Annotated in this window: 27 protein-coding genes; 13 read left to right on the plus strand and 14 right to left on the minus strand. The window is 43.1% G+C overall.

Annotated elements, in window-relative coordinates; all coding sequences use genetic code 11:
- Positions 1-88: 88 nt before the first annotated feature.
- Positions 89-478, plus strand: a complete 390-nt coding sequence (locus BMX84_RS08845) for a hypothetical protein (protein WP_091488984.1) — start codon at positions 89-91, stop codon at positions 476-478.
- 76 nt (positions 479-554) lie between these two features.
- On the opposite strand, the gene BMX84_RS12645 is transcribed toward BMX84_RS08845, so the two are convergent.
- Positions 555-767 (minus strand): hypothetical protein, encoded by a 213-nt coding sequence (locus BMX84_RS12645; RefSeq protein WP_218142364.1) that lies wholly within the window; start codon positions 765-767, stop codon positions 555-557.
- A 342-nt stretch (positions 768-1,109) separates the two neighbouring features.
- Here BMX84_RS12645 and BMX84_RS08855 point away from each other — a divergent pair, with 342 nt between their 5' ends.
- Genes BMX84_RS08855 through BMX84_RS08865 form a run of 3 tightly spaced genes read left to right on the plus strand, consistent with a single transcriptional unit; the run spans position 1,110 to position 2,766 of the window.
- Positions 1,110-1,832 carry a hypothetical protein gene (locus tag BMX84_RS08855; RefSeq protein ID WP_091488985.1) on the plus strand — a complete coding sequence of 241 codons (723 nt, stop codon included), beginning with the start codon at positions 1,110-1,112 and terminating at the stop codon, positions 1,830-1,832.
- 23 nt (positions 1,833-1,855) lie between these two features.
- On the plus strand, positions 1,856-2,374 hold the full coding sequence (locus tag BMX84_RS08860; RefSeq protein WP_091488987.1) for a hypothetical protein: 519 nt from the start codon (positions 1,856-1,858) through the stop codon (positions 2,372-2,374).
- Between the two features lie 11 nt (positions 2,375-2,385).
- The gene (locus BMX84_RS08865; RefSeq protein WP_091488988.1) at positions 2,386-2,766 is read left to right on the plus strand and encodes a hypothetical protein; all 381 of its coding nucleotides are present in this window, start codon (positions 2,386-2,388) and stop codon (positions 2,764-2,766) included.
- 394 nt (positions 2,767-3,160) lie between these two features.
- On the opposite strand, the gene BMX84_RS08870 is transcribed toward BMX84_RS08865, so the two are convergent.
- The 5 genes from BMX84_RS08870 to BMX84_RS08890 all read right to left on the minus strand — a co-directional run bounded on the left by BMX84_RS08870 (position 3,161) and on the right by BMX84_RS08890 (position 7,260).
- Complete coding sequence (locus tag BMX84_RS08870) at positions 3,161-4,144, minus strand: DNA/RNA non-specific endonuclease (protein WP_143058705.1); 984 nt, start codon at positions 4,142-4,144, stop codon at positions 3,161-3,163.
- A gap of 189 nt (positions 4,145-4,333) precedes the next feature.
- A complete protein-coding gene (locus tag BMX84_RS08875) occupies positions 4,334-5,065 on the minus strand; it encodes a glycerophosphodiester phosphodiesterase (RefSeq protein ID WP_091488992.1) in 732 nt (243 codons plus the stop codon).
- A gap of 237 nt (positions 5,066-5,302) precedes the next feature.
- On the minus strand, positions 5,303-6,196 hold the full coding sequence (locus BMX84_RS08880; RefSeq protein WP_091488994.1) for a glycine betaine ABC transporter substrate-binding protein: 894 nt from the start codon (positions 6,194-6,196) through the stop codon (positions 5,303-5,305).
- 394 nt (positions 6,197-6,590) lie between these two features.
- Entirely contained in the window at positions 6,591-6,788 is a 198-nt protein-coding gene (locus tag BMX84_RS08885) for a hypothetical protein (protein ID WP_091488995.1), read from the minus strand.
- Positions 6,789-6,831: 43 nt separating this feature from the next.
- Positions 6,832-7,260 (minus strand): GNAT family N-acetyltransferase, encoded by a 429-nt coding sequence (locus tag BMX84_RS08890; RefSeq protein ID WP_091488997.1) that lies wholly within the window; start codon positions 7,258-7,260, stop codon positions 6,832-6,834.
- Between the two features lie 212 nt (positions 7,261-7,472).
- Here BMX84_RS08890 and truA point away from each other — a divergent pair, with 212 nt between their 5' ends.
- Positions 7,473-8,213: a tRNA pseudouridine(38-40) synthase TruA gene (gene truA, locus BMX84_RS08895; protein WP_091488999.1), complete on the plus strand. Its 741-nt coding sequence runs from the start codon at positions 7,473-7,475 to the stop codon at positions 8,211-8,213.
- A 112-nt stretch (positions 8,214-8,325) separates the two neighbouring features.
- On the opposite strand, the gene BMX84_RS08900 is transcribed toward truA, so the two are convergent.
- Positions 8,326-8,853 (minus strand): dihydrofolate reductase family protein, encoded by a 528-nt coding sequence (locus BMX84_RS08900; protein ID WP_091489000.1) that lies wholly within the window; start codon positions 8,851-8,853, stop codon positions 8,326-8,328.
- A gap of 169 nt (positions 8,854-9,022) precedes the next feature.
- Here BMX84_RS08900 and BMX84_RS08905 point away from each other — a divergent pair, with 169 nt between their 5' ends.
- From BMX84_RS08905 to BMX84_RS08925, 5 genes are all read left to right on the plus strand, one after another.
- Entirely contained in the window at positions 9,023-9,265 is a 243-nt protein-coding gene (locus BMX84_RS08905) for an AbrB/MazE/SpoVT family DNA-binding domain-containing protein (RefSeq protein WP_091489002.1), read from the plus strand.
- The gene (locus BMX84_RS08910; protein ID WP_091489004.1) at positions 9,262-9,669 is read left to right on the plus strand and encodes a type II toxin-antitoxin system death-on-curing family toxin; all 408 of its coding nucleotides are present in this window, start codon (positions 9,262-9,264) and stop codon (positions 9,667-9,669) included. Before BMX84_RS08905 ends, BMX84_RS08910 begins: the two co-directional genes overlap by 4 nt.
- A gap of 222 nt (positions 9,670-9,891) precedes the next feature.
- Positions 9,892-10,110 (plus strand): helix-turn-helix transcriptional regulator, encoded by a 219-nt coding sequence (locus BMX84_RS08915; protein WP_091489005.1) that lies wholly within the window; start codon positions 9,892-9,894, stop codon positions 10,108-10,110.
- Positions 10,094-10,528 carry a hypothetical protein gene (locus tag BMX84_RS08920; protein ID WP_091489007.1) on the plus strand — a complete coding sequence of 145 codons (435 nt, stop codon included), beginning with the start codon at positions 10,094-10,096 and terminating at the stop codon, positions 10,526-10,528. The genes BMX84_RS08915 and BMX84_RS08920 overlap by 17 nt, the downstream gene beginning before the upstream one ends.
- A gap of 30 nt (positions 10,529-10,558) precedes the next feature.
- Entirely contained in the window at positions 10,559-11,401 is an 843-nt protein-coding gene (locus tag BMX84_RS08925) for an SDR family NAD(P)-dependent oxidoreductase (RefSeq protein WP_091489009.1), read from the plus strand.
- A gap of 111 nt (positions 11,402-11,512) precedes the next feature.
- Here BMX84_RS08925 and BMX84_RS08930 read toward each other — a convergent pair whose 3' ends face one another.
- A complete protein-coding gene (locus BMX84_RS08930; protein ID WP_091489022.1) occupies positions 11,513-11,770 on the minus strand; it encodes a type II toxin-antitoxin system RelB/DinJ family antitoxin in 258 nt (85 codons plus the stop codon).
- A gap of 187 nt (positions 11,771-11,957) precedes the next feature.
- On the opposite strand from BMX84_RS08930, the gene BMX84_RS08935 reads away from it, so the two are divergent.
- Positions 11,958-13,319 carry an FAD-binding oxidoreductase gene (locus BMX84_RS08935; protein WP_246119128.1) on the plus strand — a complete coding sequence of 454 codons (1,362 nt, stop codon included), beginning with the start codon at positions 11,958-11,960 and terminating at the stop codon, positions 13,317-13,319.
- An 85-nt stretch (positions 13,320-13,404) separates the two neighbouring features.
- Here the strand turns inward: BMX84_RS08935 and glyA are convergent, their stop codons facing one another.
- Positions 13,405-14,637, minus strand: coding sequence for a serine hydroxymethyltransferase (glyA, locus tag BMX84_RS08940; RefSeq protein WP_091489024.1), 1,233 nt, complete (start codon positions 14,635-14,637; stop codon positions 13,405-13,407).
- Positions 14,638-14,745: 108 nt separating this feature from the next.
- Positions 14,746-15,144, minus strand: a complete 399-nt coding sequence (locus BMX84_RS08945) for a hypothetical protein (protein ID WP_091489025.1) — start codon at positions 15,142-15,144, stop codon at positions 14,746-14,748.
- A 1,163-nt stretch (positions 15,145-16,307) separates the two neighbouring features.
- Between BMX84_RS08945 and abc-f the strand changes: the two genes are divergently transcribed.
- Entirely contained in the window at positions 16,308-17,882 is a 1,575-nt protein-coding gene (abc-f, locus tag BMX84_RS08955) for a ribosomal protection-like ABC-F family protein (RefSeq protein ID WP_091489053.1), read from the plus strand.
- A 64-nt stretch (positions 17,883-17,946) separates the two neighbouring features.
- On the opposite strand, the gene BMX84_RS08960 is transcribed toward abc-f, so the two are convergent.
- A complete protein-coding gene (locus BMX84_RS08960) occupies positions 17,947-19,125 on the minus strand; it encodes a M20 family metallopeptidase (RefSeq protein WP_091489028.1) in 1,179 nt (392 codons plus the stop codon).
- A 192-nt stretch (positions 19,126-19,317) separates the two neighbouring features.
- On the opposite strand from BMX84_RS08960, the gene BMX84_RS08970 reads away from it, so the two are divergent.
- Complete coding sequence (locus BMX84_RS08970; protein WP_143058706.1) at positions 19,318-20,181, plus strand: CPBP family intramembrane glutamic endopeptidase; 864 nt, start codon at positions 19,318-19,320, stop codon at positions 20,179-20,181.
- Between the two features lie 64 nt (positions 20,182-20,245).
- Here BMX84_RS08970 and BMX84_RS08975 read toward each other — a convergent pair whose 3' ends face one another.
- Genes BMX84_RS08975 through BMX84_RS08985 form a run of 3 tightly spaced genes read right to left on the minus strand, consistent with a single transcriptional unit; the run spans position 20,246 to position 24,876 of the window.
- The gene (locus BMX84_RS08975; protein ID WP_091489033.1) at positions 20,246-20,647 is read right to left on the minus strand and encodes a RidA family protein; all 402 of its coding nucleotides are present in this window, start codon (positions 20,645-20,647) and stop codon (positions 20,246-20,248) included.
- A gap of 35 nt (positions 20,648-20,682) precedes the next feature.
- On the minus strand, positions 20,683-23,742 hold the full coding sequence (locus BMX84_RS08980; protein WP_091489035.1) for an AAA family ATPase: 3,060 nt from the start codon (positions 23,740-23,742) through the stop codon (positions 20,683-20,685).
- On the minus strand, positions 23,743-24,876 hold the full coding sequence (locus BMX84_RS08985) for an exonuclease SbcCD subunit D (protein WP_091489037.1): 1,134 nt from the start codon (positions 24,874-24,876) through the stop codon (positions 23,743-23,745).
- Positions 24,877-25,061 lie beyond the last annotated feature (185 nt).

Here is a 25,061-nt window from a genome sequence, read left to right on the forward strand (position 1 = left end):
TATTCTATCAAAACGTGTCCAGGATTTCATACTAACATCAATATATCATCTCCATGCTATACTTAATTATAATCAGGGAGGTAATAGTATGGCGATTACACTTAAACGAGAAACAGAAGCTGTGGGTTCATCAATGAAATTCAAGGTATGGGTCAACGGCACTCAGATAGCTAAAATCGCTCAGAAAGAAGTAAAAGAATTGTCTGTTCCAGAACAGGAAGCCGTTTTACAAATTAAACAGTTCAATGGTAAAAGCAACAAACTCCTTGTGAATGACGGTGATCATGTCAAAGTGACCAATGGATCAGGCCTTCTGCTTATGCTTCTTTTTATAGCTATGCTGATCCCCGTATTGAACATATTTGACGGTAGTGCCAGATGGATCGGTTTTGCACTTGTTGTTTTGGGATTCTTACTGATCCTACAATTCGTGAATATCTATAAACTTGAAAAACTTGATGATTCTAAAAACTTATAATAACCTAAAACAACCATGCTCTCTTAACTAAGAGCGTGGTTGTTTTGTCAACACCCGTGGTTTATAATAAAAAATCTCAGGCTATAGGTGTTCCATTTTCAACTCGCTCGTCCGGTTTTAAGAGCACCACATCACCTTCAGTTGGCACACCGCCGATGACCAGCACTTCGGATTTAAACCCCGCTATACGTCTGGGCGGGAAGTTTACGACGGCAACCACCTGTTTTCCCACAAGCTGCTCCGATTCATATCTCTTGGTGATCTGCGCTGATGACTGTTTGATTCCCATTTACCCAAAATCGATGTCTAATTTTATTGCCGGCTGCCGAGCTTCCGGAAACGGCTCTGCCTTCACAACGGTTCCGATACGCATATCCAGCTTCATGAAATCCTCTATCGTTGCCATGACCAATTCCTCCTCTATGTATCCATACATTCATCTTCATATTAACTTACAAATTATTGGTCCATCATAACACAGCAGGCAAAGACTTGAAATTGCAATTAAAAATGCTCGACCAGCTTATAGTTAGAGTTTTTTAAATATCTATAGTAAAGTGGTTTATGAGGGCCCTTCTATCAGTGGCTCTCAGTCATACCTACATAAATATAAATAACGAGGAGTGATTTCATGCTGATCCCATTACTCATAACGTTCGTTTTCACCATCATACATATAAGTACGACCTATTTGAAGGTGCTGGACAGAGTACCCAGAAGTAAATTCTTATCCACTGCGGGAGGAGTAGCAGTTTCGTATGTTTTTATACATATCCTTCCAGAACTTAGTGAAAACCAGGAAACTATCGAAGAGCTTTTAACAAATAGTTTTTTGCTATCATTAGAAAGTCATATATATGTCATCTCTCTTTTGGGATTGACCATTTTTTATGGGCTGGAACGAATGAGCAAGCTGTCTAAAGAGAAAAAAGGAGTGGATCCAGCTTATATACAAAGCACCTTTTGGATCCATCTCGTATCTACCGCTATATACAATACTGTAACGGGATATCTGTTGGTAAATAGGGAGAGGGAGTCTTTAGCCTCTTTACTGCTATACGGAACAGCTTTAGGTCTCCATTTCTTTGTCGTTGATCAGGGTCTCAGAGTCCATTACAAGGGCAAATATGATAAATACGGAAGATGGGTCCTGTCTTTAGGAAGTATTACCGGTTTTCTCTTAGGATACGCTTTTGAAATCAATCAAGTTTTCATGTCCGCACTTTTCGCTTTTCTAGCAGGCGGGATCATCCTTAATATCTTGAAAGAAGAACTACCAGAGCAGCGAAAAAGTAGTTTTGCAGCTTTTGCTTCTGGCGTAGTGGGTTACAGTATTTTGCTGCTGCTGACTTAAAATAATGATAAGGAGAGACGAAAATGACGATCACATTGACACGCAATCCCTATGTCGCTGGTTCATTGCTGAAATTCAAAATATGGCTAAACAATAAGCCAGTTACAAAAATAGCATTAGGTGAAGAGAAGACGATCACTCTACCAGAAGATAATTCCATAATTCAGATAAAGCAGTTCAGCGGAAAAAGCAACACACTTACGGTCAACGATGGCGATCAAGTGGAAATATCCAACGGAACGGGACTTCGATGGATGGTTTTGCTCGCAGTATTATTTGTACCTATAGTCACTCTCCTTGAAGCACTCGCCATATTTATCAGTCTACTCGTTGCGATTACATGCTTTTTTATCTTACTTATAAAGACTGACTCATTAAAATTAACGAAGATCAATAACAAGTTCACGCCAAGGCAAACGCTCCCTTTTGGCTTTAATCAATCCACTGGAATATGTGTAACGGTATCATTTTCCAGCCTGGTACCATCCGGCTGGTCCGTGGTGAAAACCTTGAAGATGATGAAGATTTTTTTAATAACCTAGGAGGAAATTATATGGCTTTTATACTTATAAGGGATACAGAAGTTGCAGCTTCTTTTATAAAATTCAAAATCGAGATCAATAATGAGGATGTTGGAAAAATTGCACAGGGGGAAGAGAAAGAATTCACTCTTCCTGAAGAAGAATCAGTCCTGCAGATCAAACAATTTGGCAGCAGGAGCAACAAACTAGTTGTAAATGATGGTGACTATATCGAAATAAGTAATGCGTCCTGGTTTTTTTGGGAATTCGTCAGTTTATTTATTTTAGGTATCATAGTAAGCAGCTTTGAGGGACCAGCCGTATGGACCGGCTATGCTCTCGTCATAGTAGGTTATTTCGTTTTCAATTACTTTGTTGAATCAATTAAACTAACCAAGAGGAATAAAGAGTGACCTATTTATTTATGTAAAAGTAAATCCATCTTTGGCGAAGAATATGTCCCACTCAAGAGTGAAAATGTAGATGAATGGGCATTGGAATCGACTTAAATACTAACTGGACTAGCTGATAGTACTTGAGATGGTAAGCCCAGGGAACCGCGTACTAACACGAGGAGTAAAAAGCTGATCGAGATGGTATGCATAGCTCGACGCATACTTACTCACTAGAATAATTGACATCCAGTCAGTAGGCTTTCATATTCCCGTACTATCTCGATAGAAAAGTCACCTTTGAGATGGTAAAGAAACCACCAGCAACTTCATATTTCTTCTGACTACCATAAAATGTACTTAAAAAAGCAAGAGGTCGGGATTTTCCCCAGCCTCTTGCTTTTTTTATATTACTTTATTCAACTCGCGCATGGTCGCCGGTTTCATAGTCCAGCTCGATACCATCCTGCTGATTCGGGACGAAGACGTTAAAGGTCAATGTTTCGCCGTTATCATCAACTGAGAAGCCTTCCATGACGATGCCGTGAGCAAGCATATTGTCATCTTCAAACAGCGGAGTGACACGGTAACGGACCTGCATTTCGGTGTCTTCAACGACACTGGCCACAAAGTTCTCAAACGGCAGCATGCCTTCGACGTTGAACTGACGGGTCCCGGTCATCAGGTTGTTTTTTCCGTCGTACCCAGTCATCTGGTGGCCGATAAGATGGCTGCGGTTATAGAGCCAGTTGCCTGAAACGACATCATAATTCCCCTGGTTCCACCCTGTCGGATCGACGTGACTGATGGATCCGCGTTCTTCTGCCGGCATTAGCTCAACGTCCAAAAGAGCATCCGCTACACCGACACGGCCTAATTCATCTCTTGCTTCATATGAATGAAACGGTTCGCTGACTTCCAGTTCTTCATTCGTGAACAGTGGGACATTATCATTTATTTCGATATAAACCTCGTCCAGCGGCAGGTCTTCCGGACTGGGCAAGTCCAAGGCTTCGATATCATAGACTAAGTCAGATTCTGCTTCCTCTGTCTCCGGTTCAGTCTCGTTATCTGCTGATTCCGTTCCAGATGCCTCTAGATCATCAGCATTCGCCGACACTTCATATGCAGCATCGTCTTCTGCGACTCTATCCTCTGATTCGTCGGTGGCTACTTCTTCTGTTGTTTCTTCTACAACATCAGTATCGTCAGAAATGCCCTCTGTTTCTTCAGAAGAAACGCTATTCCCGCTCTCTTCTTCTGGCAGATCTGCAGCTTCGCTTGTCGCTGCCTCTTCTGTAGCTATCTCTTCCCGTTCCACGGCTTCATCCACCGGTTCACACGCGGCCAGAAGTACGGCGGCACTCATCATACCAAGTACATATTGCTTATGTAACAAATCAACACTTCCTTATCTCTCATTCATCTATATACTTTTTTTAAATAATTATTCATCCTATCTATCATAACAGGTTTTCCTTACTTATTAAAAGAGTTTTCGTATATTACAGCATTAAAAAAGCATCTCTCCCGCTTTCAGGATCGATGCTTTGCTCTCTATAAAAAATTCAATGTTCAAACCTTCGTTTTACTTACTGTTATACTGAATCGTACGCAGCCGATCCGGATAGTCCGTTATGATTCCGTTCAATCCTAAACGATTAGCTTTTTCCAGATCTTTCAGTTCATTGACTGTCCAGGTGTTGATACCCAGCCCGTGAGCGTGAGCTGCCTCTATAATTTCTTCAGTCAGATTGCCTGCTTTTAAATGCACGTAGTCAAATTTGAGTTCCCTGGCCATTTGAATAGTCGATTCATTATACTTGGAAAGGAGTAGTCCGGTTTTTGCACGAGGCGCCAGTATTTTCATACGGATCAGACTATTTTCAAGAAATGACGAAATAATGACCTGTTCTTCCATATTATATACCTGGATGGCTTCAGCTACTCGAAGCTCCAGCCTGTAGTTCTTCTTGATGCTTTTCAGCTCGATATTCGTCACGAGCGGTTTGTCTTTTGCCCATTCAAGGTACTCTGACAGAGTCGGTATCACTGCCTGTTTGATCGCTTTCTGCAGGGGGTGAGTGATGATCGGATGAGTCTGCAGTTCTTCCAGGGTATAATCGCTGACTGCACCCTTTCCTTCCGTCATCCTGTCTATTTTAGCGTCATGGAAGATGACGACTTCCCCGTCCTTGGTCAGACGGACGTCCAGTTCGATCCCATCAGCGCCTGCTTCATACGCTTTTTCAAAGGCTGTCATGGTGTTTTCTGTATACTGACCACTGAATCCTCTATGTGCGATATTCAAACTTCTCATGCCATTACCACCCTTCCGCTTTACTGAACTATATCAAAGATACAAAAAGATCTCATTTCTTTTCATTCTACCGTGAATCCTTTGGATGTGCTATCATCATCCCTTTTAGTATATTTATACATAACTAACCCTATATAAAAGCCTGGATAAACGAAAAATCCCGACGACTCCCTGCAACGGTCAGCCGTCGCAGGATAAGTCATCGAGATTAGTTTAAATTCAAAATTCATTTTTTAGTTAGTCTTTTGCCGGCAGATCTTCTACCGAATCTATATCCATATAGGCTGGGACAACCAGTCCATTCATTGCTCCTGACATATTCGGTCCTAAATCAACGATCTGATCTTCATATTCATCATAATAAGCGCCAAAAGTCATTGGCAGCCATGGAGCTAAACTGGCATCTCCTTCATCGTGGGCGATCGCCTGAAACATGACAACAGGATCCACACTCGTGATATCTACGGTGTAACCCAGTTCTTCTAATACGATCTGCATCACATGAGAGGAAGCACGTTCGGAGTCCCATGGTGTAGAGACTAATCTAAATTCTTGACCGTCTACGGGTTCGGCTCCTGCCGTCCATTCATCCACCATATCTCTATTATCTTCTACCCAGTTTGTAGCAGCTTCTTCAAAAGGAATATCCTGCGCAGCAAACATAACTTCCTGCATGTCTTCAACTTCCCAGCTGAAATTCTCCATTACAGTATAGGCACCTGGCATGTCTTCTGCCAATCCTTGACGGACGATGGTGTGGATAAATTCTTCTTCTCCAAGTGAGTTCTTCGGATCATCTAATATCTTCAGATCAAACTCCTCAAAAATCCAATGGGGTGTCCAGCCAGTCACAACGATCGGCTCTTCGTTTTCAATGGCCTGTTCAAGTGCCGTGACCATCCCCGCTGTGGAACTTGTTTGAAGCTCCCAGCCTTCTAAATTATCGTAGTCGTTCAGCATGTCTTCTGCCATTTCAGTCGTGCCGGAGCCGGCTTCGATCCCAACGATGGTATGATCCATCGCTTCTCCGACGTCAGCTGGTTCTTCTTCAGACTCGCCAGCTTCACATCCTAACAGTAAAAATGCTGCAGGTAACACGGTTAACAGTCTACGATATTTTGATTTCTTCATTCTTTGCCTCCTATTTATTTAGCCTGTTTAAAAGTAAACGACTTGATCGTTTTTATTTTTTCTTTTTGAAAAAACTTACCTTTTAGACACGCACAAGCATGATAATAACATAGATAGACATATCGTTCAAACCCTTTGCATTATCATTAAAAATATGATGGTCTTAATCTTGGGAATCACATTTCGGTTATGATTATATCAATTTAGAAGAGTTCAACTCATTTTGAGTGGTATTCATTCCTGATTGATTTAAATGATAGACATAGACGGCTTAAATTTAACGATACTTTCTAAAAAGGAGATGATAAGTCTTGGCTCATCATCTCCTCTTCTAATTATTTGGTTTATTCTGGTATCTGCGAGCCTTCAATAAACTCATATCAGCTAAGTAACCCTACCTCTGTTTCTCATTGTATTCATCCGTATGAAACCGTTCGAGAACTTTGTCGAGGATAGTGAAAGTACCGACGCCTTGAATCGTCCCGATCAGGAGTATCATCCACCACACTGTATCTGCTTGAGGCAGCATCAAAATGACGAATACCGTTAACCCGATCTTCAATCCAATTAAATTAGCATCTCTGTTAGACATGTCGTCGCTCCTTTCATTTTTCAAAGCTTTTAATTCATTAGTTTCACAGCTCTTTCTTCATGGTCACGCATGGGGCTCCGTCTTCATAATAAACGTCCGAGACGCGTATATAACCCAGTTTTTCATAGAACTCAGCCGCAGTAAGTTCCCCATGGATGACGGATGTCGTACAGCCATTCTCTTGCCCGAGTTTTTCCAGTTCTTTAACGACACGTTCTCCTAATCCCTGCTTACGGTACTCTTTCAAAACTCCGATACGTCCTGGTCTGATCGTATCTGAATCAATCTCCTTATAACGACCGGTGGCCACAGGTTTGTCGTCATCATAAAGGACGACATAAACGGTTCCGTCCGTGTCTTCTGAATCGAATTCTTCCTGTAGCGAGATCTCCCGTTCTAACACAAACACCTGCATGCGTACATAAAAAGCCGCCGCCCGGTTCCAGTTCTCGTTTCCGACATGTGTTTTCATTTAAGCTCCTCATTTCTATTAAGCGTTCTGATTTAATAAGATTTATTTCCAGTATAGCATAGAGGTATGCGACTTTGGCTTATAAAAGGTATAATGGTTAAGAACAGTGGATCCGTTAGGTTTTTTAGCTTTTCTATGAGAAGATAAGAAAGTTAGATTACATGGATTCAGTTTAAACCGAAGAATAAACTATAAAGATAAAGAGGGATACAATGCGAAACATTAAAATGACGATCGAATATGACGGCGGCCGCTATCAGGGCTGGCAGCGTCTTGGAGATACAGACAAGACGATACAGGGAAAGATCGAAAATGTGCTGTCACAGTTGACCGGCACAGAAGTTGAAATCGTCGGTTCAGGCCGCACAGACGCCGGAACCCACGCTAAAGGTCAAGTTGCCAACTTCAAGACCGAGTCCGAAATGGAGCTTTCGGCCATGCAGGAAGTCCTGATAAAAAACCTTCCTCAAGACATCATCGTCAAAAAATTGGAAGAAGTGCCTGAACGGTTCCATTCGCGCTATCATGCCAGCGGAAAACAGTACAGCTATTATGTCTGGAACCAGACCATCCCTTCTGCCTTTGAGCGCAACTACAGCTTCCATTACCCTGAACAGCTGGATATGAAAAAGATGGGAAAGGCTGCAGGAAAACTGACTGGACGCCACGACTTTCTTGGATTCTCAGCACTTAAAAAGTCAAAAAAATCGACCGTTCGTAAACTGGATAAAATCACGATCGAAAAAGAAGGCGATATGGTGCATTTTACCTTTATCGGCGAAGGCTTTCTGTACAAAATGGTCAGGATCCTGACAGGGACACTTCTGGAAATCGGTACCGGTACTCTGGAGTTGGATGCGATCGATGACGTATTTGAGAGCGGTGTAAGAAGTGACGCCGGCATGGCTGTGCCTTCGCAGGGTCTGTTTTTAGATGAAGTGTATTACGATTAATGAATATCATATGAATAAAGAGTGGATGAGCCAATTAAACTGCCCTTCCGCTCTTTATTCGTATATTAAAACTTCTCAACTCTGATTTCTATCTCTTTAATAATAAACTATATCATATGAATTCATAATGCAGTTCCACAAATTGGTTGAATGTCTGAACACTTTTCAGTAAGAGCTCGTATGTGTAATCACTTTGTTTGAACAGCGGAGTCCCTTTGCCCAGCATCCTGGGTGCCACGGTCACAATCATCTCATCAATTAACTGATTTTCTAGAAATGAACGCAGCAGATCGCCTCCGCCCACGAGCCAGATATTCCTGCCTCGTTTTTCTTTTAACTCTTCAACAAATGATTTAATGTCTTGATCGATAAATTCTACATTTTTATTATTTTCTTTTGTAGTCCTGGAAAACACATAACAGGCCTTGTTTTCGTAAGGGAACTCTTCGAGATTTTGATCTAAGAGCCACTTGTAAGTCCTGTTTCCCATCACTACTGTATCTACAGTTTCATAAAAGTCAGCATACCCGTTATCACCTTCTCCCTCTACACTGAATAACCATTCCAGTGATTCATTTTCATCTGCAATATAACCATCCAGACTCGATGCAATGAATAAGACTACTTTTCTTTCTGCCATTTCTAAAGTCACCTTGCCTTCCGTTTTTCTGGTATCCGTATTTACCCATACAATAGCATATTATCGTATAATGAAGTACCGAATAAACTTTCATAAAAGAAGCAAACCAAGTCTTATTATGCTATAATGTATTTACAAGATTAGATGTATATACAGAGGAGGTATTGTAATGACTACTAAACAAGTACGAAAAATTCGAAAGAGCGGAAACAGTTATGTACTGACTATTCCACCCGCTGTGATGGAAGCACTTGATTTAAAAGAAGGAGATACAGTCTCAATTACGAGCGATCAAAAGCGTGCTGAACTCGTTAAACAGGATCCGGACGTGGTAAACGAAGACTTTATTAATTTGGTAGATTCTATTTATGAAGAACATAAAGAAACGTTTAAATCACTGGTGGACAAATGATTACACTCTCAGAGAAACAAGTCATTTTCTTTAACGTTTATTTGATAAAAAAGGATTCTCCACAAGAATTTATTGGTGTCAAAGAACCCACTGCTCTGAACATGTGCCTTCAGTCCATACATCAGACTGCTTTCGGCGAAGAAGTCTATCCAACTTTAGAAGAAAAAGCAGCTATCCTGTTCATCAATCTCGTTAAAAAGCATTGTTTCCATAATGCAAATAAACGAACAGCCTTCATGACGCTCGTTTACTTTTTGCGTATTAATGGGATGAAACTTGCTCTACCGACTGATGAAGCTGTCAAAACGTGTCTGATGGTGGCAACTTGGGACAAGCCATTTGACGAATTAAAAGAACAGATTGTTGATGTTATTAAAAATAATTCGACTACAATTAACGAATAACCGAATGATGTCTTTCATAGACATTATAATACAGATCATGCAGACCAGGACGGTTCACATGATCTGTTTTTTTGTTTCGCCTCAAACTATCCACCTTTCCATTTAATGTCTCACAGTCCTTCAAGATAAATTAATTAATAAATGAATAATCCTTTACACCACCTACTATGTAAGATATACTTTACACAATGAACAATATAGATTACTTAAAAGGAGCAAACAATGGCTAAAAACTTGCGATTAAAGACAGGCAGGGCAAGACTGGATATGTCCCAACAAGATCTGGCAGACGCAGTAGATGTCACCCGGCAAACGATCAGTGCCATTGAACGGGGCGATTACAATCCAACCATCAATTTATGCATACGGATATGCAAAGCATTAAACGTGACACTCAACGACTTATTCTGGGAGGAAACTGACAATGAACCAATTCGATGAATATCAGAAACTGATGCGTTATAAATACGGTTATCATTCGTTTTTTATTATAGTCGCTTTATCAATTATAAATTTTAACCTCGAACTTTTTTACGACATCCAATGGGCTGAAACGAAATCTCTTGAGTTCATGTTATTTATTTTTCTAGCTGCAGGTTATTCCATAGTGATGAATGTTTATAAAGGCGCTTATTTTACCAAAAAACAAAATTCAAATCTGTATGCCGTTATTTTCTTATTTATTGGTATAGCTAACTTTTATCTCTCTATTTCTCCATATTCACCACTCATAATTGATGGGTTGCTCACATCAAACATTATTAAGCTTGTAAATGGTCTGATTTGGACGTCTTTACCAGTTGCTTATTTCACGAGACAGTTAGTAGATAAAAAAAGAAATGAAAACGATAGTGATTAACTTTAACTGATTATTCAAGGAGGAATAGAAATGACTGAATCAATTCTAGCGATCACTGGTCCCACATCCGGTATCGGTCGCGGGGCTGTAAAAGCCCTTGTTAATGACTTTGACAGAATGCTGTTGCTTGCCCGTAATCTGGAAAAAGGGGCAGTTTTGAAAGAAGAGTTACTCGAACTGAACCCAGATTTGCACATAGATCTCATCGAATGCGACTTGAGTGTCTTAGCTTCCGTCAGACAAGCGGCAGAAACGATTAAAAACAGATTCGATCACATCGACTGTCTGGTCAATAACGCCGGCATGGTCTCAACGTCAAAAGAAAAGAGCGTTGACGGATACGAACTGATGATGGCAACCAATTATCTCGGTCCTTTCCTACTCACACACGAATTGCTTCCGCTGGTCATGAACAGCGAACGTAAACAAGTGATTGTCGTCTCTTCCGGGGCCTACAAGTTTGCGCCGATGAAACGACCATTCTTTAAACCGAAGCGCTATACTCCTGTCACTGGATACGGGCGTTCAAAACTGGGGACCCTTTATCTGGCCCAGGAACTGCACGAACAGTATTCCCGCAAAGGTCTCAAAACAACGGCGGTCCACCCGGGGATGGTCTCTACAAATATCGGCAAAAACAACGTGAGTCAAAGTGTCGGTACCTTTGTGTTTATGCTGCTGGATCCCTTCTTCAAAACGCTGGAAGAAGGCGCACAGTCCATCGTCTCAGCCGTACAGCAGCCTGAAAAATATGCCGGTTTCTATTCCGATGAAGGCGAAATCGCCGCGGTCAAACAATACGGCAGCGACTTCAAAATGCGTCGGGAGTTCATCGATGCCACTTTGGAAGAGTTGGATCTAGAGACCTTGTAATTTGTAGCTTATACTAAACTCAAATATCTAAAGCCAGCCCACTATTAAATTTTAACAGTGAGCTGGCTTTTAAGTTTTCTCTAAAATCTTTACTAAAATGCATCAATTTGATCAATCTTCATTCAAATCAGTCCACAACTCATCAACACTATTAAATTTCTCTGTCTGACCATGTTCTGCCTCGAATCTAGCCTGTATGTTTTCAAGATCATTCAAGCTAGGTTTAAAAGGCATCGATCGATCGTTTACAGACTGTTTTAAGAATAAAGTAATGGCCGTAGATAAGTCCAGGCCCATATTTTGATAAATTTTTTCAGCTTGTTCTATTAATTCTTTTTCTACCTTTAACTTTATTATCGTATGTCCCATCTATACCCCTCCTCGTATCGTATTAACACGGACTCATTTCATTCATCTATATTATATAAAAAAGTTTCACTTCATGGTTATTTGTACCTTTATTGCTGAAATGGCCTTATCCATTAGACATCCGCTGCTTGCTTAGGCTAAGATAGACTTACAAATAAAAACGCTTTCTATTATCAGGAGGAATCACATGCTGCAGTTAGAAGAAATCATTACGGACACGTCCCGCCTTTTCGTCGGCGATGCAGTCCCAGACCTTTATTTTCACGATACGTATGTAAAGAATATCAAACCGGTGTATGCCGTCGCCTTGCCTAAAACACACGACGAAGTCAAAGCACTCGTTCAGTTTGCCATCGAAAAAGACTTGGTCATTATTGCGCGCGGTGCCGGGACCGGCGTGGCTGGTGCTCAGGTCCCGATTCAGGGCAATGAACTGATCATTGATGTCCACTTGATGGATAAGATTATTGAGCTCGACGAAGAAACACTGACTCTGACCGTGGAACCCGGAGTGCTGGTCGGTGACATCCATGACTATGTTGAGAAAAAAGGCTATTTTTATCCGCCTGACCCTGCCTCCAAGCACTCAACCATTGGCGGGAACGTCGCAACGAATGCCGGCGGGCTTAGAGCAGTAAAATATGGGACGACCCGTGACTATGTCCGCGAAATGACCGTTGTCCTCTCGAATGGTGAAGAAATGACTTTAGGTAGCCTGAACATCAAGAGCAGCTCCGGTTATGATCTGAAAGACCTGTTCATTGGTTCGGAAGGGACTTTGGGGATCACGACAAACATCCGTCTGAAGCTGGTGCCTTTACCTAAAGCCAATGTCACGATCCTCCAGGCTTTTGAAACCGTCCAGCAGGCCACAGAAGCAACACTGGAGATTTTGAAAAGCGGTGCAGACCCGTCAGGTGTGGAACTCTTTGAACGCTCAGCTTTATATTATGCCGAACAGAACTTAGGATATCCTTTAAAATCTCAAGTGGGCGAAGCCTACCTCATGATCAGTCTGGACGGCAACGACCAGACTGAACTCGATCACCGCATCGAGCTGGTCGAATCCGTGACGAGTGAACTGATTCTTGAGAGCCACGTTCTGACAGCCGATGAAGCGAAGAAAAACTGGGCCTTGCGAGATAATATTTTGCTTGGCTTGACTAAATTCACCGAGTTCGAACTGTTAGATGAAGTCGTCCCGATCAACAAGTTCGCCGAGCTCATCGAGTCAACGAAAGCTATGCAGGACAAAAACGGCTTGAATGTTTTGAACTTCGGCCACGCCGGCGACGGCAATGTGCATACCCTGCTCATGAAAGATGACCTGACTGAAGACCAGTGGACAGAACGACGTGCGGCTCTGCTTAAAGATCTCTATCAGAAAGTGGACGAACTGGGCGGGCTGCCTTCAGCCGAACACGGTATCGGCATCGTCAAGAAAGACTATATGGATACCATGACCAAAGATATCAATCTGGACTACATGCGTCAGATCAAGCGTGTTTTTGACCCGGATAACCGCTTGAATCCTGGAAAAGTATTCTAGACACATCGACTCACTTCATTCAAAAAAGTATCGGCTCCCTTTCGTATTAAAAGGGAGCCGATACTTTTTTACTTATTAACTTTTCTTACGCGTAAAGGGGGAAACGTTTCGTCAGGTCACGAACAGACTTTTTGATTTCAGCCAGTTTTTCCTCGTCATCTTTCGCTTTCAGCGTCTCAATGATCAGTTCAGCAACGCGTCTGCACTCGTCTTCTTTAAATCCGCGCGTCGTGATCGCCGGTGTGCCGACTCGTATCCCGCTAGTTTTAAATGGACTCAGGGTCTCAAACGGGATCGAATTCTTGTTCACCGTGATCCCGACTTTATCCAGCAGCGTTTCGGCCTCTTTGCCGTTCAGTCCAAAATCCGTGATTTCCATCAGCAGCAGGTGATTATCCGTCCCGCCACTGATCAGGCGGCCGGCTGACCCTGCAAATACCTCGGCCATTGCCCTGGCATTCTTGACGATCTGTTTGGCATAGTCTTTAAATTCAGGCTGAAGCGCTTCTCCGAATGCTACGGCCTTTGCGGCGATGACATGTTCGAGCGGACCGCCTTGTGTGCCCGGGAAGATGGCGCTGTTCAGCTGTTTGGCGTATTCTTCCTTCGCTAAAATCAGACCGCCTCTTGGCCCGCGCAGCGTTTTATGTGTGGTACTCGTGACGACGTCGGCATAAGAGATGGGTGACGGATGCACGCCTGCCGCGATCAGTCCGGCAATATGGGCCATGTCGACCATTAAGATCGCCCCTACTTCATCGGCGATTTCACGGAACTTTTTGAAGTCGATCATTCTTGGATAGGCACTGTAGCCGGCAATGATCATTTTAGGTTTGTGCTTGATGGCAAGTTCTCTGACCTGATCGAAGTCGATCGTCTCTGTTTCTTTGTCCACTTCATAAGGGACAACATTATAAAGCTTGCCGCTGAAGTTTACCGGAGAGCCGTGCGTCAAGTGACCCCCATGGCTCAGAGCCATCCCCATGTATGTATCACCGGGCTTTAAAAAAGTCTGGAACACTGCTGCATTGGCCTGGGAACCGGAGTGAGGCTGAACATTGGCATAGTCGGCACCAAACAGTTCTTTGACACGGTCGATCGCCAGATTCTCCACGATATCGACGAATTCACACCCGCCATAGTAACGTTTGCCTGGGTAGCCTTCTGCATACTTATTTGTCAATACACTTCCCTGTGCATCCATCACTGCCTGAGAAACGAAATTCTCTGAAGCGATCAGTTCGATATTTTCTTCCTGACGCTGCTTTTCTAACTCGATAGCATCAAATACTTCTTTATCCAGATATCTTTCAGTCACTATCCATCCACTCCTTCAAATTTCCTATTTAATAGAGTATAGCACAGCTTCCTGAAAAGTCATTTAAAAAAGCAGACCTACTCGTTATATTATTTTGGTGATTCGGTTCTATTTATCCATCTCTTCTATAATGGCTTCCCGGAAATACTGCGGGTAACTGGGCATATTCTTTGGGAATTCACTGTCTGCTTCTGAAAAAATGATCGAATCATCGGAAGCGATGGAAAAATAAACAATGCCTCCTTCTCCCTGCGAGTCTGACCATTCCAAAGTCCCGCTGCTTTGGTCGATACTCACGTCTTCAATGACCAGTGTGACACTTTCATCGTTTTCATGCGCATCCAGCCATCTGTCCTCAAGCGAAGAGCGTTCTTCTTCCCGGGACTCCAGACGTTCATTGGACGTTTCCAGTCGTGCCTGAAACAGCGAAACAACAAAGACCCCGATGAGGACAAGCACAGCTAGTGACCCGATGGCTATAGCTGTATAAGCAAGAAATTTTTTCATTTATTTAGAATCCTCCACACATTTTCACTTAGTAATCTTCTTGGAACGTTATTTAGTAATAAGTATAAGTGAATATGACAAATCATAACAGAGAGATGTTTCTAGCTATATGGTAAATTCTCTTTTATCTGCGTACTGTTAAGGCGCAAATCCATAATATAAAAGTACAAAAATAAATTTTCCAATGATCAATATTCCCAGTAATGCACCGATATAAGCTAAACTAAATAGTATTTTAAACCATGAAAAGAAGTCTAGCGATATAATCTTTTTAATGCCAAACCACACACATATGAGCACAAGAGGTATCATAAGTATGAAATAGGACATATGGATAAATCTTAGATAACTATTATAAACCTCAAAACCTAGATTTGTGCTTCTCATTAAAAACGTTGCTTTATCTAGCCAGAGATAGAGAAAGGAGAGCTGGAGAAGACCAGGTAAAATAGTGAGACTATATGTGATGACCTTTTTTTCTTTTCTGACGAATAAATATACGATCCCTATATAAATCATTCCTAATAGAATAGCGTAAAATGGCTGATTCATAAACATGTGTCTTCCCCCTAGTATCAGTAATTTTAATGTCAATTCCTTGATTATTTTTAAAAAAAATACGGTTCTCCTATTTGAATAGCTACTGGAGATATTAAACTGATTCAAGTTTACCACGAAAACCGCTTATTGGCTTACTTTATCTAGTCCATCTATATCATTATTATAGTTATTATACATTCTTACTATTTTTAATCAATTTTCATATATAATTCGAATGAGTAAATAATTGACTATGCTGAATTAGACGATCAAGTATAACACACCACAATTACCACAACCCTTGACAACCAACGTTTGCTGCGTTATTCTACTCTTAATCAATCAGGACAGGAGTGTTATCTGGGCCAATGCGTAACTAATCTCATTTCTATAAGTCGAAAAGAAGCTGAATAAGATCATCGACCGGTCTTATTTGTCATGCCTTTTTCAGACTGAAATGAGATAGCTATACGATTCGGCACTGGATTCAAGACTTCTGTATATCCAAGTCTTTTATTTGATCTGTCTGATCCCTCTCATTCTGTCTGAAAACAGAATGGGAGGTTTTTTGTATGCGTAAGTAAATGAACCAGCGACAGATTAAAAATAAAGGAATGATTGATATGCCATTAGTTACATTAAATCAAATTAAAAAAAGTTACGGCGATCGACTGCTTTACGAAATCGATCATCTGCAAGTGGAAGAACAGGACCGTATCGGATTAGTCGGAGCCAACGGCAGCGGGAAGACGACCCTCTTCCGTCTGATTACTGGACAGGAAGAGCCGGACTCCGGTTCGATCGAAAGGCAGTATCCTGCCGAACTGCTTCCTCAATTAAAAGAAAATCATGCAACAAAAAGCGGCGGAGAAACTACGGCCGAATACGTTATTCAGGCACTCAACAAACAGCCGAAACTGCTTTTGGCAGACGAACCGACAACTCACTTGGATATTTCTCACATCAACTGGGTGGAAAAGTCTTTCCGGCGGTTTAATGGTGCGTTTATCGTCGTCTCTCATGACCGCACGTTCCTTGACAAGGTTTGTACGTCTATCTGGGAACTGGATGAGCAGAAAATAACTGTCTATCAGGGAAACTATTCATCCTACAAAGAGCAGAAGGCTAAGGAAAGACGGCATCAGGAGACGGAGTATGAAAAGTACATCAGCAAACGAAACCAGCTGATAGAAGCTAAAGAAAAGAAAGCCAGACAGGCAGTTAATGCAACGAAAAGTAAGGTGAAAGTAGGAGATTCAGAATATAATCTGAAAGGCTCAGCTCCTTATTTTCAGAAAAAATCGAAGAAGCTTCATCAGGTTCAGAAAGCCATGGACTCTCGACTAGAAAAGCTTGATAAAGTAGAGAAACCCACAGACTCGCACGCAATCAAAATCGAGCTTCCGGATATGGATAAATTGAACAGGCGGTTCATCATTCGATTAACTGACAGTACTGGCGAAGTACCGGGGAAAACCCTCTGGAAGCGCACGACTCTGTCAATTAAAGGCGGTGAGAATGTCGCGTTGATCGGTCCCAACGGCAGTGGAAAAACCACGCTGATCAACAAACTCCTGACAGAAGATGAAGCGATTCAGCTGTCCCCTTCACTCAGGATCGGCTACTTTTCTCAAAATCTGAGTACGTTAAATTTAAATGAATCGATTTTAGAGAATGTAAAGAAAGAGGCCGTTCAGTCTGAAACGACGATTCGCATCATCTTGGCCCAGCTCTATTTCAAGGGAGAAGACGTCTACAAGCCCATTTCTGTGTTGAGCGGCGGAGAACGTGTCAAAGTTTCGCTGGCCAAACTGCTTGCCGGCAACTATAACACGCTGATCCTAGACGAACCGACCAATTTTCTGGACATTCAAGCCGTTGAAGCCCTGGAGTACCTGCTAAAAGAGTACCCCGGCAGTGTACTGGTCGTATCCCACGACCGTTCCTTTATCAACACAACTGCTTCAAAAATATGGGAAATCGAAGATAAACAAATCAGTGAATTTGAAGGAAATCTTGATGAGTGGGAAGCAGCGAAAACCCATGCCAGCAGCATAACGGCTAAGGAAGAAGAACTCATGCGGGTGGAAAACAAGATCGCTGAAGTCCTTGGTGCCTTGTCACTGGATTATTCAGAAGAAAAAGACGATGAGTTCAAACAACTCTTAAAAAGGAAGAAAGAATTAAAGGATAGCTGAGGCAACCAACGATATAGAGCGAAAAAAAGGACGTGTGGCTGCACACGCCCTTTTTCTGTGTCATTTATTTGATAGCTTGAGCAAATTCTTCTTTCACTTGTGCAAGCTTTTCCGGATCTGTGATAAGTTCTGTCGCTGTCAAAATCAGTGCTTCAATGGTTTTCTCCATCGCCTGATAGGCTTCTTCGGTCAAGGTGCAGTCCCTGAACTCCGTAGTGTGGGCAGAAACAGCTTTCCCATTAGTGATCTCAAAATACGGGTTGATGGCCGGCACGACCTGACTGACGTTCCCCATGTCCATCGATCCCATGGAATCACGTTCCTCAGTGATCATGTCGAGGCCCAGTTCCTGCATTTTTTCGTTATACAGTGAAGAAAGTGTCTCATTGGTGATCATGTTTTTGTAGCTCGCTTCGTAATGTCCCCACTCCATTTTGCAGTCGGCAGCTAAAGCCCCAGCTTCTGCGCAGCGGATGACCTTTTCTTTCAATTCGTTCAAGTATGGCATATTCATCGCTCGCACGTAAAACTCAGCACGCGTGTAGTCCGGGATCACATTGGCCGCTTCCCCGCCGTCTTTGATCACGCCATGCACGCGAGCCGTCGGATGGATCTGCTGTCTCAAGGAGCTGACGTTATTGAAGAAGTTGATACAGGCATCAAGGGCGTTTTTTCCTTCAAACGGAGCCGCAGCCGCATGAGCCGTTTGGCCGTAGAAACGGAAGTCGATTGCTTCCATCGCCATCGATGTCCCGCTGGCATAATAGCCGTCAGACGGATGCGTGCAGAAGGCCACATCGACAGCTTCGAAGGTATCGGCATCTGCCATCGTCACTTTGTCCCCGTTCGTTTCTTCTGCCGGTGTGCCTAAGACGATAACCGTTCCTCCGATGTCATCCACCAGTTTCGACAAAACGATGCCGGCGCCGGTATCTGTTGCGCCTAAAAGATTATGGCCACAGCCGTGCCCGATGCCAGGCAGTGCATCATATTCGGACAAGTAAGCGATACTCGGCCCTTCTTTTTTACCTTTGTAAACAGCTCTAAAAGCGGTCTCGATACCTAGGTACGGATACTCCACTTGAAAGCCGTGTTTTTCTAAAAGCTCCACATGCGCTTTTGAGGACTTTACTTCTTCATGCCCCAGTTCCGGATGTTCATAAATATATTCACTTAACGCCTGCAGTTCTGGTCTTAATTCTTTAATCAACGCCTTGATTTTCTTATCCCTGTCTTGCGTCATAGCTTTCTCCCCTTATACATAATTTATCCACTAGTGTACTCTTATTAATGGAAATGAGCAACAGACTTATGCAAGATTTATTCAGTATAAGGTTTTAAAGCCAACTTTATATTGTCCTCCGCATTGTTTATAAGTATAATCAGGTTAAGCTAAAATAGTATATTATCCAACTCAACCAAAGGAGTGTACCCATTGAACGATTCTCTACATACTGTTTCATTGATAAAGATAGCTCTCTATTCAGCCTTCGCTTTCGTACTTAGCGTCATCACTGTCGTTTTTATAACGCCCTTCTTTCCCGAAAGTGCCCATGATTTTCTGAGGTTCCTGGCAGAAGCAGGGATCGTGGTAGCAGTCTCTTTATTCATCTTCAGACATCTCTCCAAGAGGGGTATTTCTCTCCGATCGATTGTCGGTGAAACATCTGTGAGTAAGAAATTGTTGGTGTTTACCTCTTCCCTGAGTATTGGAAAGCTCATTTTGTACTTCTCTTTTATGGGGTTAGGGTTACGGATTTTTATCACTCTTCCGGAATTTTCATCTTTTGCTCTATCAGTGATGGAAGACACGAGTCCACCAGAATTCAACAGGTGGCTGATCATCAATACTGTGGTCCTGGCACCCGTTATAGAAGAATTCATTTTCAGAGGGATCATCTTAAATAAATGGGCTGAGAAAAGTAGTAATACCCGGGCACTTATCATCAGTTCCTTACTATTCGGACTTCTGCATATCGGTTCCTTCATTATCCCTCAATTTATCGGTGGCCTTCTTTACGGTATCGTTTATATAAAAACTAAAAAGCTGATTTATCCGATTCTTATGCATAGTATAAGCAATTTGGTCCCGGTCAGTATGATGTTGATTCCAGCGCCTGAATCCAACGAAGTTTTCTCTGTACCTCAACTTATTGCAGAATTGACTCCGGTACTGAATATTACCAGTCTGGTATTCATTATAGCTTTACCTGTCTTCTTGTTCATCATCTACAGATACAGCCGCAATTTGAATGACGAAGTTGCGCCTTTCAGATTCAACACCAGAAAAGCAACTTAACCCTATAGAAATGACCCTCTTAATGCAGAAATTCTGCTTAAGAGGGTCATTCATTTTGAATCATTTATTTATTATCTGACTTCCCAGCGATTACGTCGATTTCAACTAAGGCTCCGGCCGGAAGTGCCGCGACTTCATAGGCGATGCGGGCAGGATACGGTTCTTTGAAGAATTCTGAGTAGACGCCGTTCATTTCCTGGAAGTTGCCGATATCACTCAAGAGGACCGTCGTTTTCAGTACATCTGATAAGTCCAGCCCTTCTTCAGCCAGGATGTATTCGATGTTCTTGAGCGACTGACGGGTCTGTCCTGCCGCTGTCGTTTCTGTGATTTTTCCAGCTTCTGTGTCGATCGGCAGCTGGCCTGAGACGTATACGGTGTTGCCAAATTTGACCGCCTGTGAATAGGGTCCGATAGCTGCCGGAGCTTTGTCTGATTTAAGGATCTGTTTAGTGAAGTCTGTCATGATAATTTCTCCTTTGGTTTCTGTTTTTTAAAGTTTTAAGCCTGAATATAGGCGTGACTGCCTGATGACTTCTTCTCGACAATGATGTGTGACTGGATACGGGTCTTCAGTTCCTCAACGTGGGAAATGATGCCGACCAGTCTCCCGCGCTCGTGAAGATCGAGCAGGGTTTGAATGGCGTTGTCCAGTGAATCCGAATCCAGTGTCCCGAAGCCTTCATCCACAAAGAGCGTGTCCACACTCACCCCGCCGTTTTGACTTTGAATGACATCGCTGAGTCCCAAAGCCAGTGCCAGTGAGGCTTTAAAGGTTTCGCCGCCGGACAAGGTATTGACGCCGCGCGGTTTCCCGGTATGGTGATCAAAGACATCGATGTCCAGTCCCTGCGGCCCGGCTCCTTTGGCTTTTTCTATTTTCTTATGCATCTCATAACGGTTGTTGGTCATCTGTGCCAGACGGATGTTGGCCGCTTCAAGAATTTCTTCAAAGTAGATCCCCAAAACGTAGCGTTCAAAGGAGACATAGTCGGTCTCTTTCGCGCCGTTAGCCATACGGGACAGTTCGCCGTACAACTGGTAGTCGGCTTCAATGTGTTCACTCTGCTTCTGATATTGCTGGATCGTTTTCTGAGCTTCGGTGTTCTGACTCGTCACGCGGACATAAGCATCTCGCTTCTCTTCCCACTCAGGCAGCGCTGCTTCGATTTCAGACAAACGGGTCTCGTGCTCTTCTTTCGTTTGGACATCATCTGTTTTTTCAAGAAAGTCATTCACTTCTTTTTCTGCACTCTGATGAACCGCGCGCGCTTCGCCGTAGGTCTGGATCGCTTCCTGCATTTCTGAAACGATTTTTTCTTCCAGCACATATTCTGCGAACGTTTCCGCGAGCTCGCTTGCTTCCAGTTGTTCTTTGAACATCTCTTCAAGATTCTCTTCTTTTTCACTCAGTTCTCCGACGCGTTTTTCGGTCAAGTTCAGTTCGGTTTCAGAAGTGGCCAGCGTGTTCTTCAAGGTATTCAATTCTTCACGGACCGTTTTCTCCTGCTTCTCTGTTTCTTTGATCGCTTTTTCTTTCGTCTGGATAAGCTCTTGAACGTGTTCTTTCGATTCATAAGCCAGTTTCTCTTCCAGCCCAGCGATTTCCGTACGGATTTCTTTTGTACGCGTTTCTATATTTTCTATTTTAGACATGTTTTTCGACAGCGCTTCAGATGTTTCGCGTTCCTGTTTCTCTACATCGTTCAGCTGCTTGGTATAGGCTGCTTCTTGCTTGACGGTTTTCTCTTTCTTTTCGATTTCCGTCTGCAGGGCAGTGATGGTTTCTGTGGCTTCGTCAGTCTTTCTTGCCACGTATTCTTTTTCTGTCTTTGCGTCTTCAGGTGAAACACTCAAGGCTTCACACCGTTCACTCACTTGAGCAAAAAGGTGTTCCGACTGGCTCACTAGGCGATTATAACTCGTCTCGGCCGTCTCTTTCTTCGCTTCCAGCTCGGCGACCTGTTCTTTCGTCACGTCTTCCCCTTTAGCATGGGCTTTTTCTGGATGCTCTTTAGATCCGCAGACCGGACACGGCTCGCCTTCTAGAAGTTCACCGGCCAGCACAACGGACAACTGACCGAAGTAAGCTGATTTAGCTGTCTGCCAGTCGTTTCTCGCTTCTTTAAGCTGACGTTCGGCTTTCTGGAAGTCTTGTTTCAGTTCCACACCCTGTTCGCGCCACTGACAGACTTCTGTGAGGGCATTCAGGCGCTGATTCAACTGAGACTGCTCGTCTTTTTTCGTACTCAAGACTTTATAGTCAGCCGTCAATTCTTCGCGTGTCTTTGTGATTTCCTGCAATGTCTCTTTCAAGTCTTCGAGTCGCGTGTTGAGTTCTTTTTGCTGCTCAGCCAATTGTTTATTTTCAGTCTCGGTCTCTTTTGCCTCTTTATCAAGGGCAGTCAGACGCTCGTTCTGTTCTTTGATCGTCTCAAACCGATTCAGTTCATCGTTAAGGTCTTGGATCTCTTTTCTTATGTCATCAAGCTTGGCATAGTCTTTTGAAACAGCCTGATAGCGTTCCTCTACTGTTGCCAAGTCATTTTCCACCTGCTGGATCTTTTCAGTCAGCTCCATGATCCGTTTCTGATTCGCTTCTTTTTCAGCATGCGTTTCTTCTACATTTTTCTGCGCCTTGACTAATGCTTCGGCTTTTTTATGTTGATCCAGCTGGGTTTTATACTGGGTAACTTTTTCTTCTTTTTCATCTAGTTCGCCTTTCTCTCTTTGAAGGGCTTTCTGTTTCGTCAGCATTTCAATAAGCTTGGTCTGTCTGACTTTTTCATCCTGAAGATGGGACAGCTTGGTCTTCGCTGCCTTTAATTCTTCAGTTTCAGTCTGAATAAGCTGGTCCAGTTTACTCAAAACCGTTTTGACGTCAAACTGTTCGATGGCTTTGTCTAAAGTCTCATTCTCTTCATAAGCGATACGTTTGAAAGCTTCCTGAAGGGCCAGTTCATACTCTTTCCGCTGGTCCGCCAGCTCTTTGGCCTTTTTTTTCAGTTCTTCCTGGAAACGTTCATAAATACCAGTTTCGAAAATGTTACGGAAGATCGCTTCTTTTTCACGGCTGTTGGACTCCAGCATTTTTTTGAAGGCCCCTTGCGGAAGCATCACGATCTGACGGAACTGGTCATAGGTCAGGCCGATCAGTTCCTGTATCTCCTGATTCGCTTCGGCGATCTTCGTGGTCACGCTGTCTTCATTATGGAACTCGACGCTTGACTTGACTTGCTTGGTCTTCGTCCGTGTCCCCGGGCCAGTCTGTTCCGGTTCACGGCGTACTTTATACGTTTTCTTTCCCAGTTCAAATTCCAGTTCAACATAGCATAAGTCCAGGTCAGTCGCGTGGTCGGATTTGAATGTATCTTTCCCGCGGGCATCCCCGCTCGCTGAATCAAAGAGCGCATAGGCGATCGCATCAAAAATGGTCGTTTTCCCCGCCCCCGTCGGTCCACTGACTAAAAAGAGAGAAGACTGCGTAAACTGGGTAAAATCGATCTCCACTTTGTTTTTGTACGGCCCAAAGGCATTCATCACTAGTCTTAACGGACGCATTTACTTCTCTCCTTTCAGTGCCTGTTCCCACGTTTCATGGATGGCTTTCTTTTGGTTATCGTCCAGCGGATTCTGCTTGAATTTAGAGTAAAAATCATCGAACAGATCCAACAGACTTCTTTTCTCGATGGCTTCCTGTTTCGCTGCCTGACTAGTCTTCTGGCGTTCTTTCTGAGCAGTGTATTCCAACCCCATCGCATAAGGATATCTCCGGCGCAGCTGGTTCATCGCATCCATGACGTAATTCTGGTCTTCTAGCTCAAAGAAGATATAATCATCCGATTCATCCTGCATCAGCTCGTCAAAGGTGCCTTTCAGAACTTTCATATCTCTTTCCGGTTTCACTTCGATAATCTCGCAACTAAAATCGTCTTTCGTTATATCTAAAAGGACGTGCTGTTTTTTGTGACGGACTTCTGATTTTGAATATTTGAGTGGCGATCCGCTGTAACGGACCCGGTCGGTCTTGACCTTCTGCGCCTTGTGTAAGTGTCCCAAAGCCACATAGTCAAAGTCATCAAACAGGTTTACATCCACGTACTCGGCTGTCCCGATACTCAAAGGCCGCTCGGAATCTGAGGCTTCCACCGAATCTTTGGCGCCGTTGACGATATAGCCGTGCGCGATCAGAATATTCACTTCATTTGGATACATCGCCGCTTTGATCGACTCGATCTGTTTACGCGTTGCATCCTGCAGGTCCTTGATCTCATCATCTTCAAGCAGCTGTCTGATCGTGACATGATCCGCGAACGGCAGCAGGTAGAAGTTCACCCCGTCGATCGAGACTTTTCTGACGTCTTTTTTCACGGTACCTTCAATATACAATTGACTTCCGGCAAGCAGTTCGGCGCCGTATTCCAGTCGTTCATTACTGTCGTGGTTCCCGGCGATCGCCAGGACCGGAATGCCAGCTTCTCTGATCAGTCGGTTGAAAATATCGTTGGCCAAGGTCACCGCTTCTTTTGGAGGAATCGCACGGTCATACAGATCCCCCGCCATGATCAACACGTCGACATCCAGTTCCTTCACTTTTTCAACCAGTGCATGCAAAACGACTGCCTGATCCTCGATCATCGAAAACTCATTGACGATCTTTCCGATATGCCAGTCTGCCGTATGTAAGATTCTCATGATTGTCCTCCATTACTTCATAGTTTAATTATTGCGATTTGTGATTGCATTAATTGTATCATAAAGGATTATCTAAGTTATCAAGAATTAGAATGATTTATATATTGGACTTCAGCTGTTTAAACTAAAATCAAGCATAACGACTCTTACGATTTTACTCATAAGCGAATGCTATGCTTGATATA

The sequence above is a fragment of the Alkalibacterium putridalgicola genome (genome assembly GCF_900109825.1).
Lineage (GTDB): Bacteria > Bacillota > Bacilli > Lactobacillales > Carnobacteriaceae_A > Alkalibacterium > Alkalibacterium putridalgicola.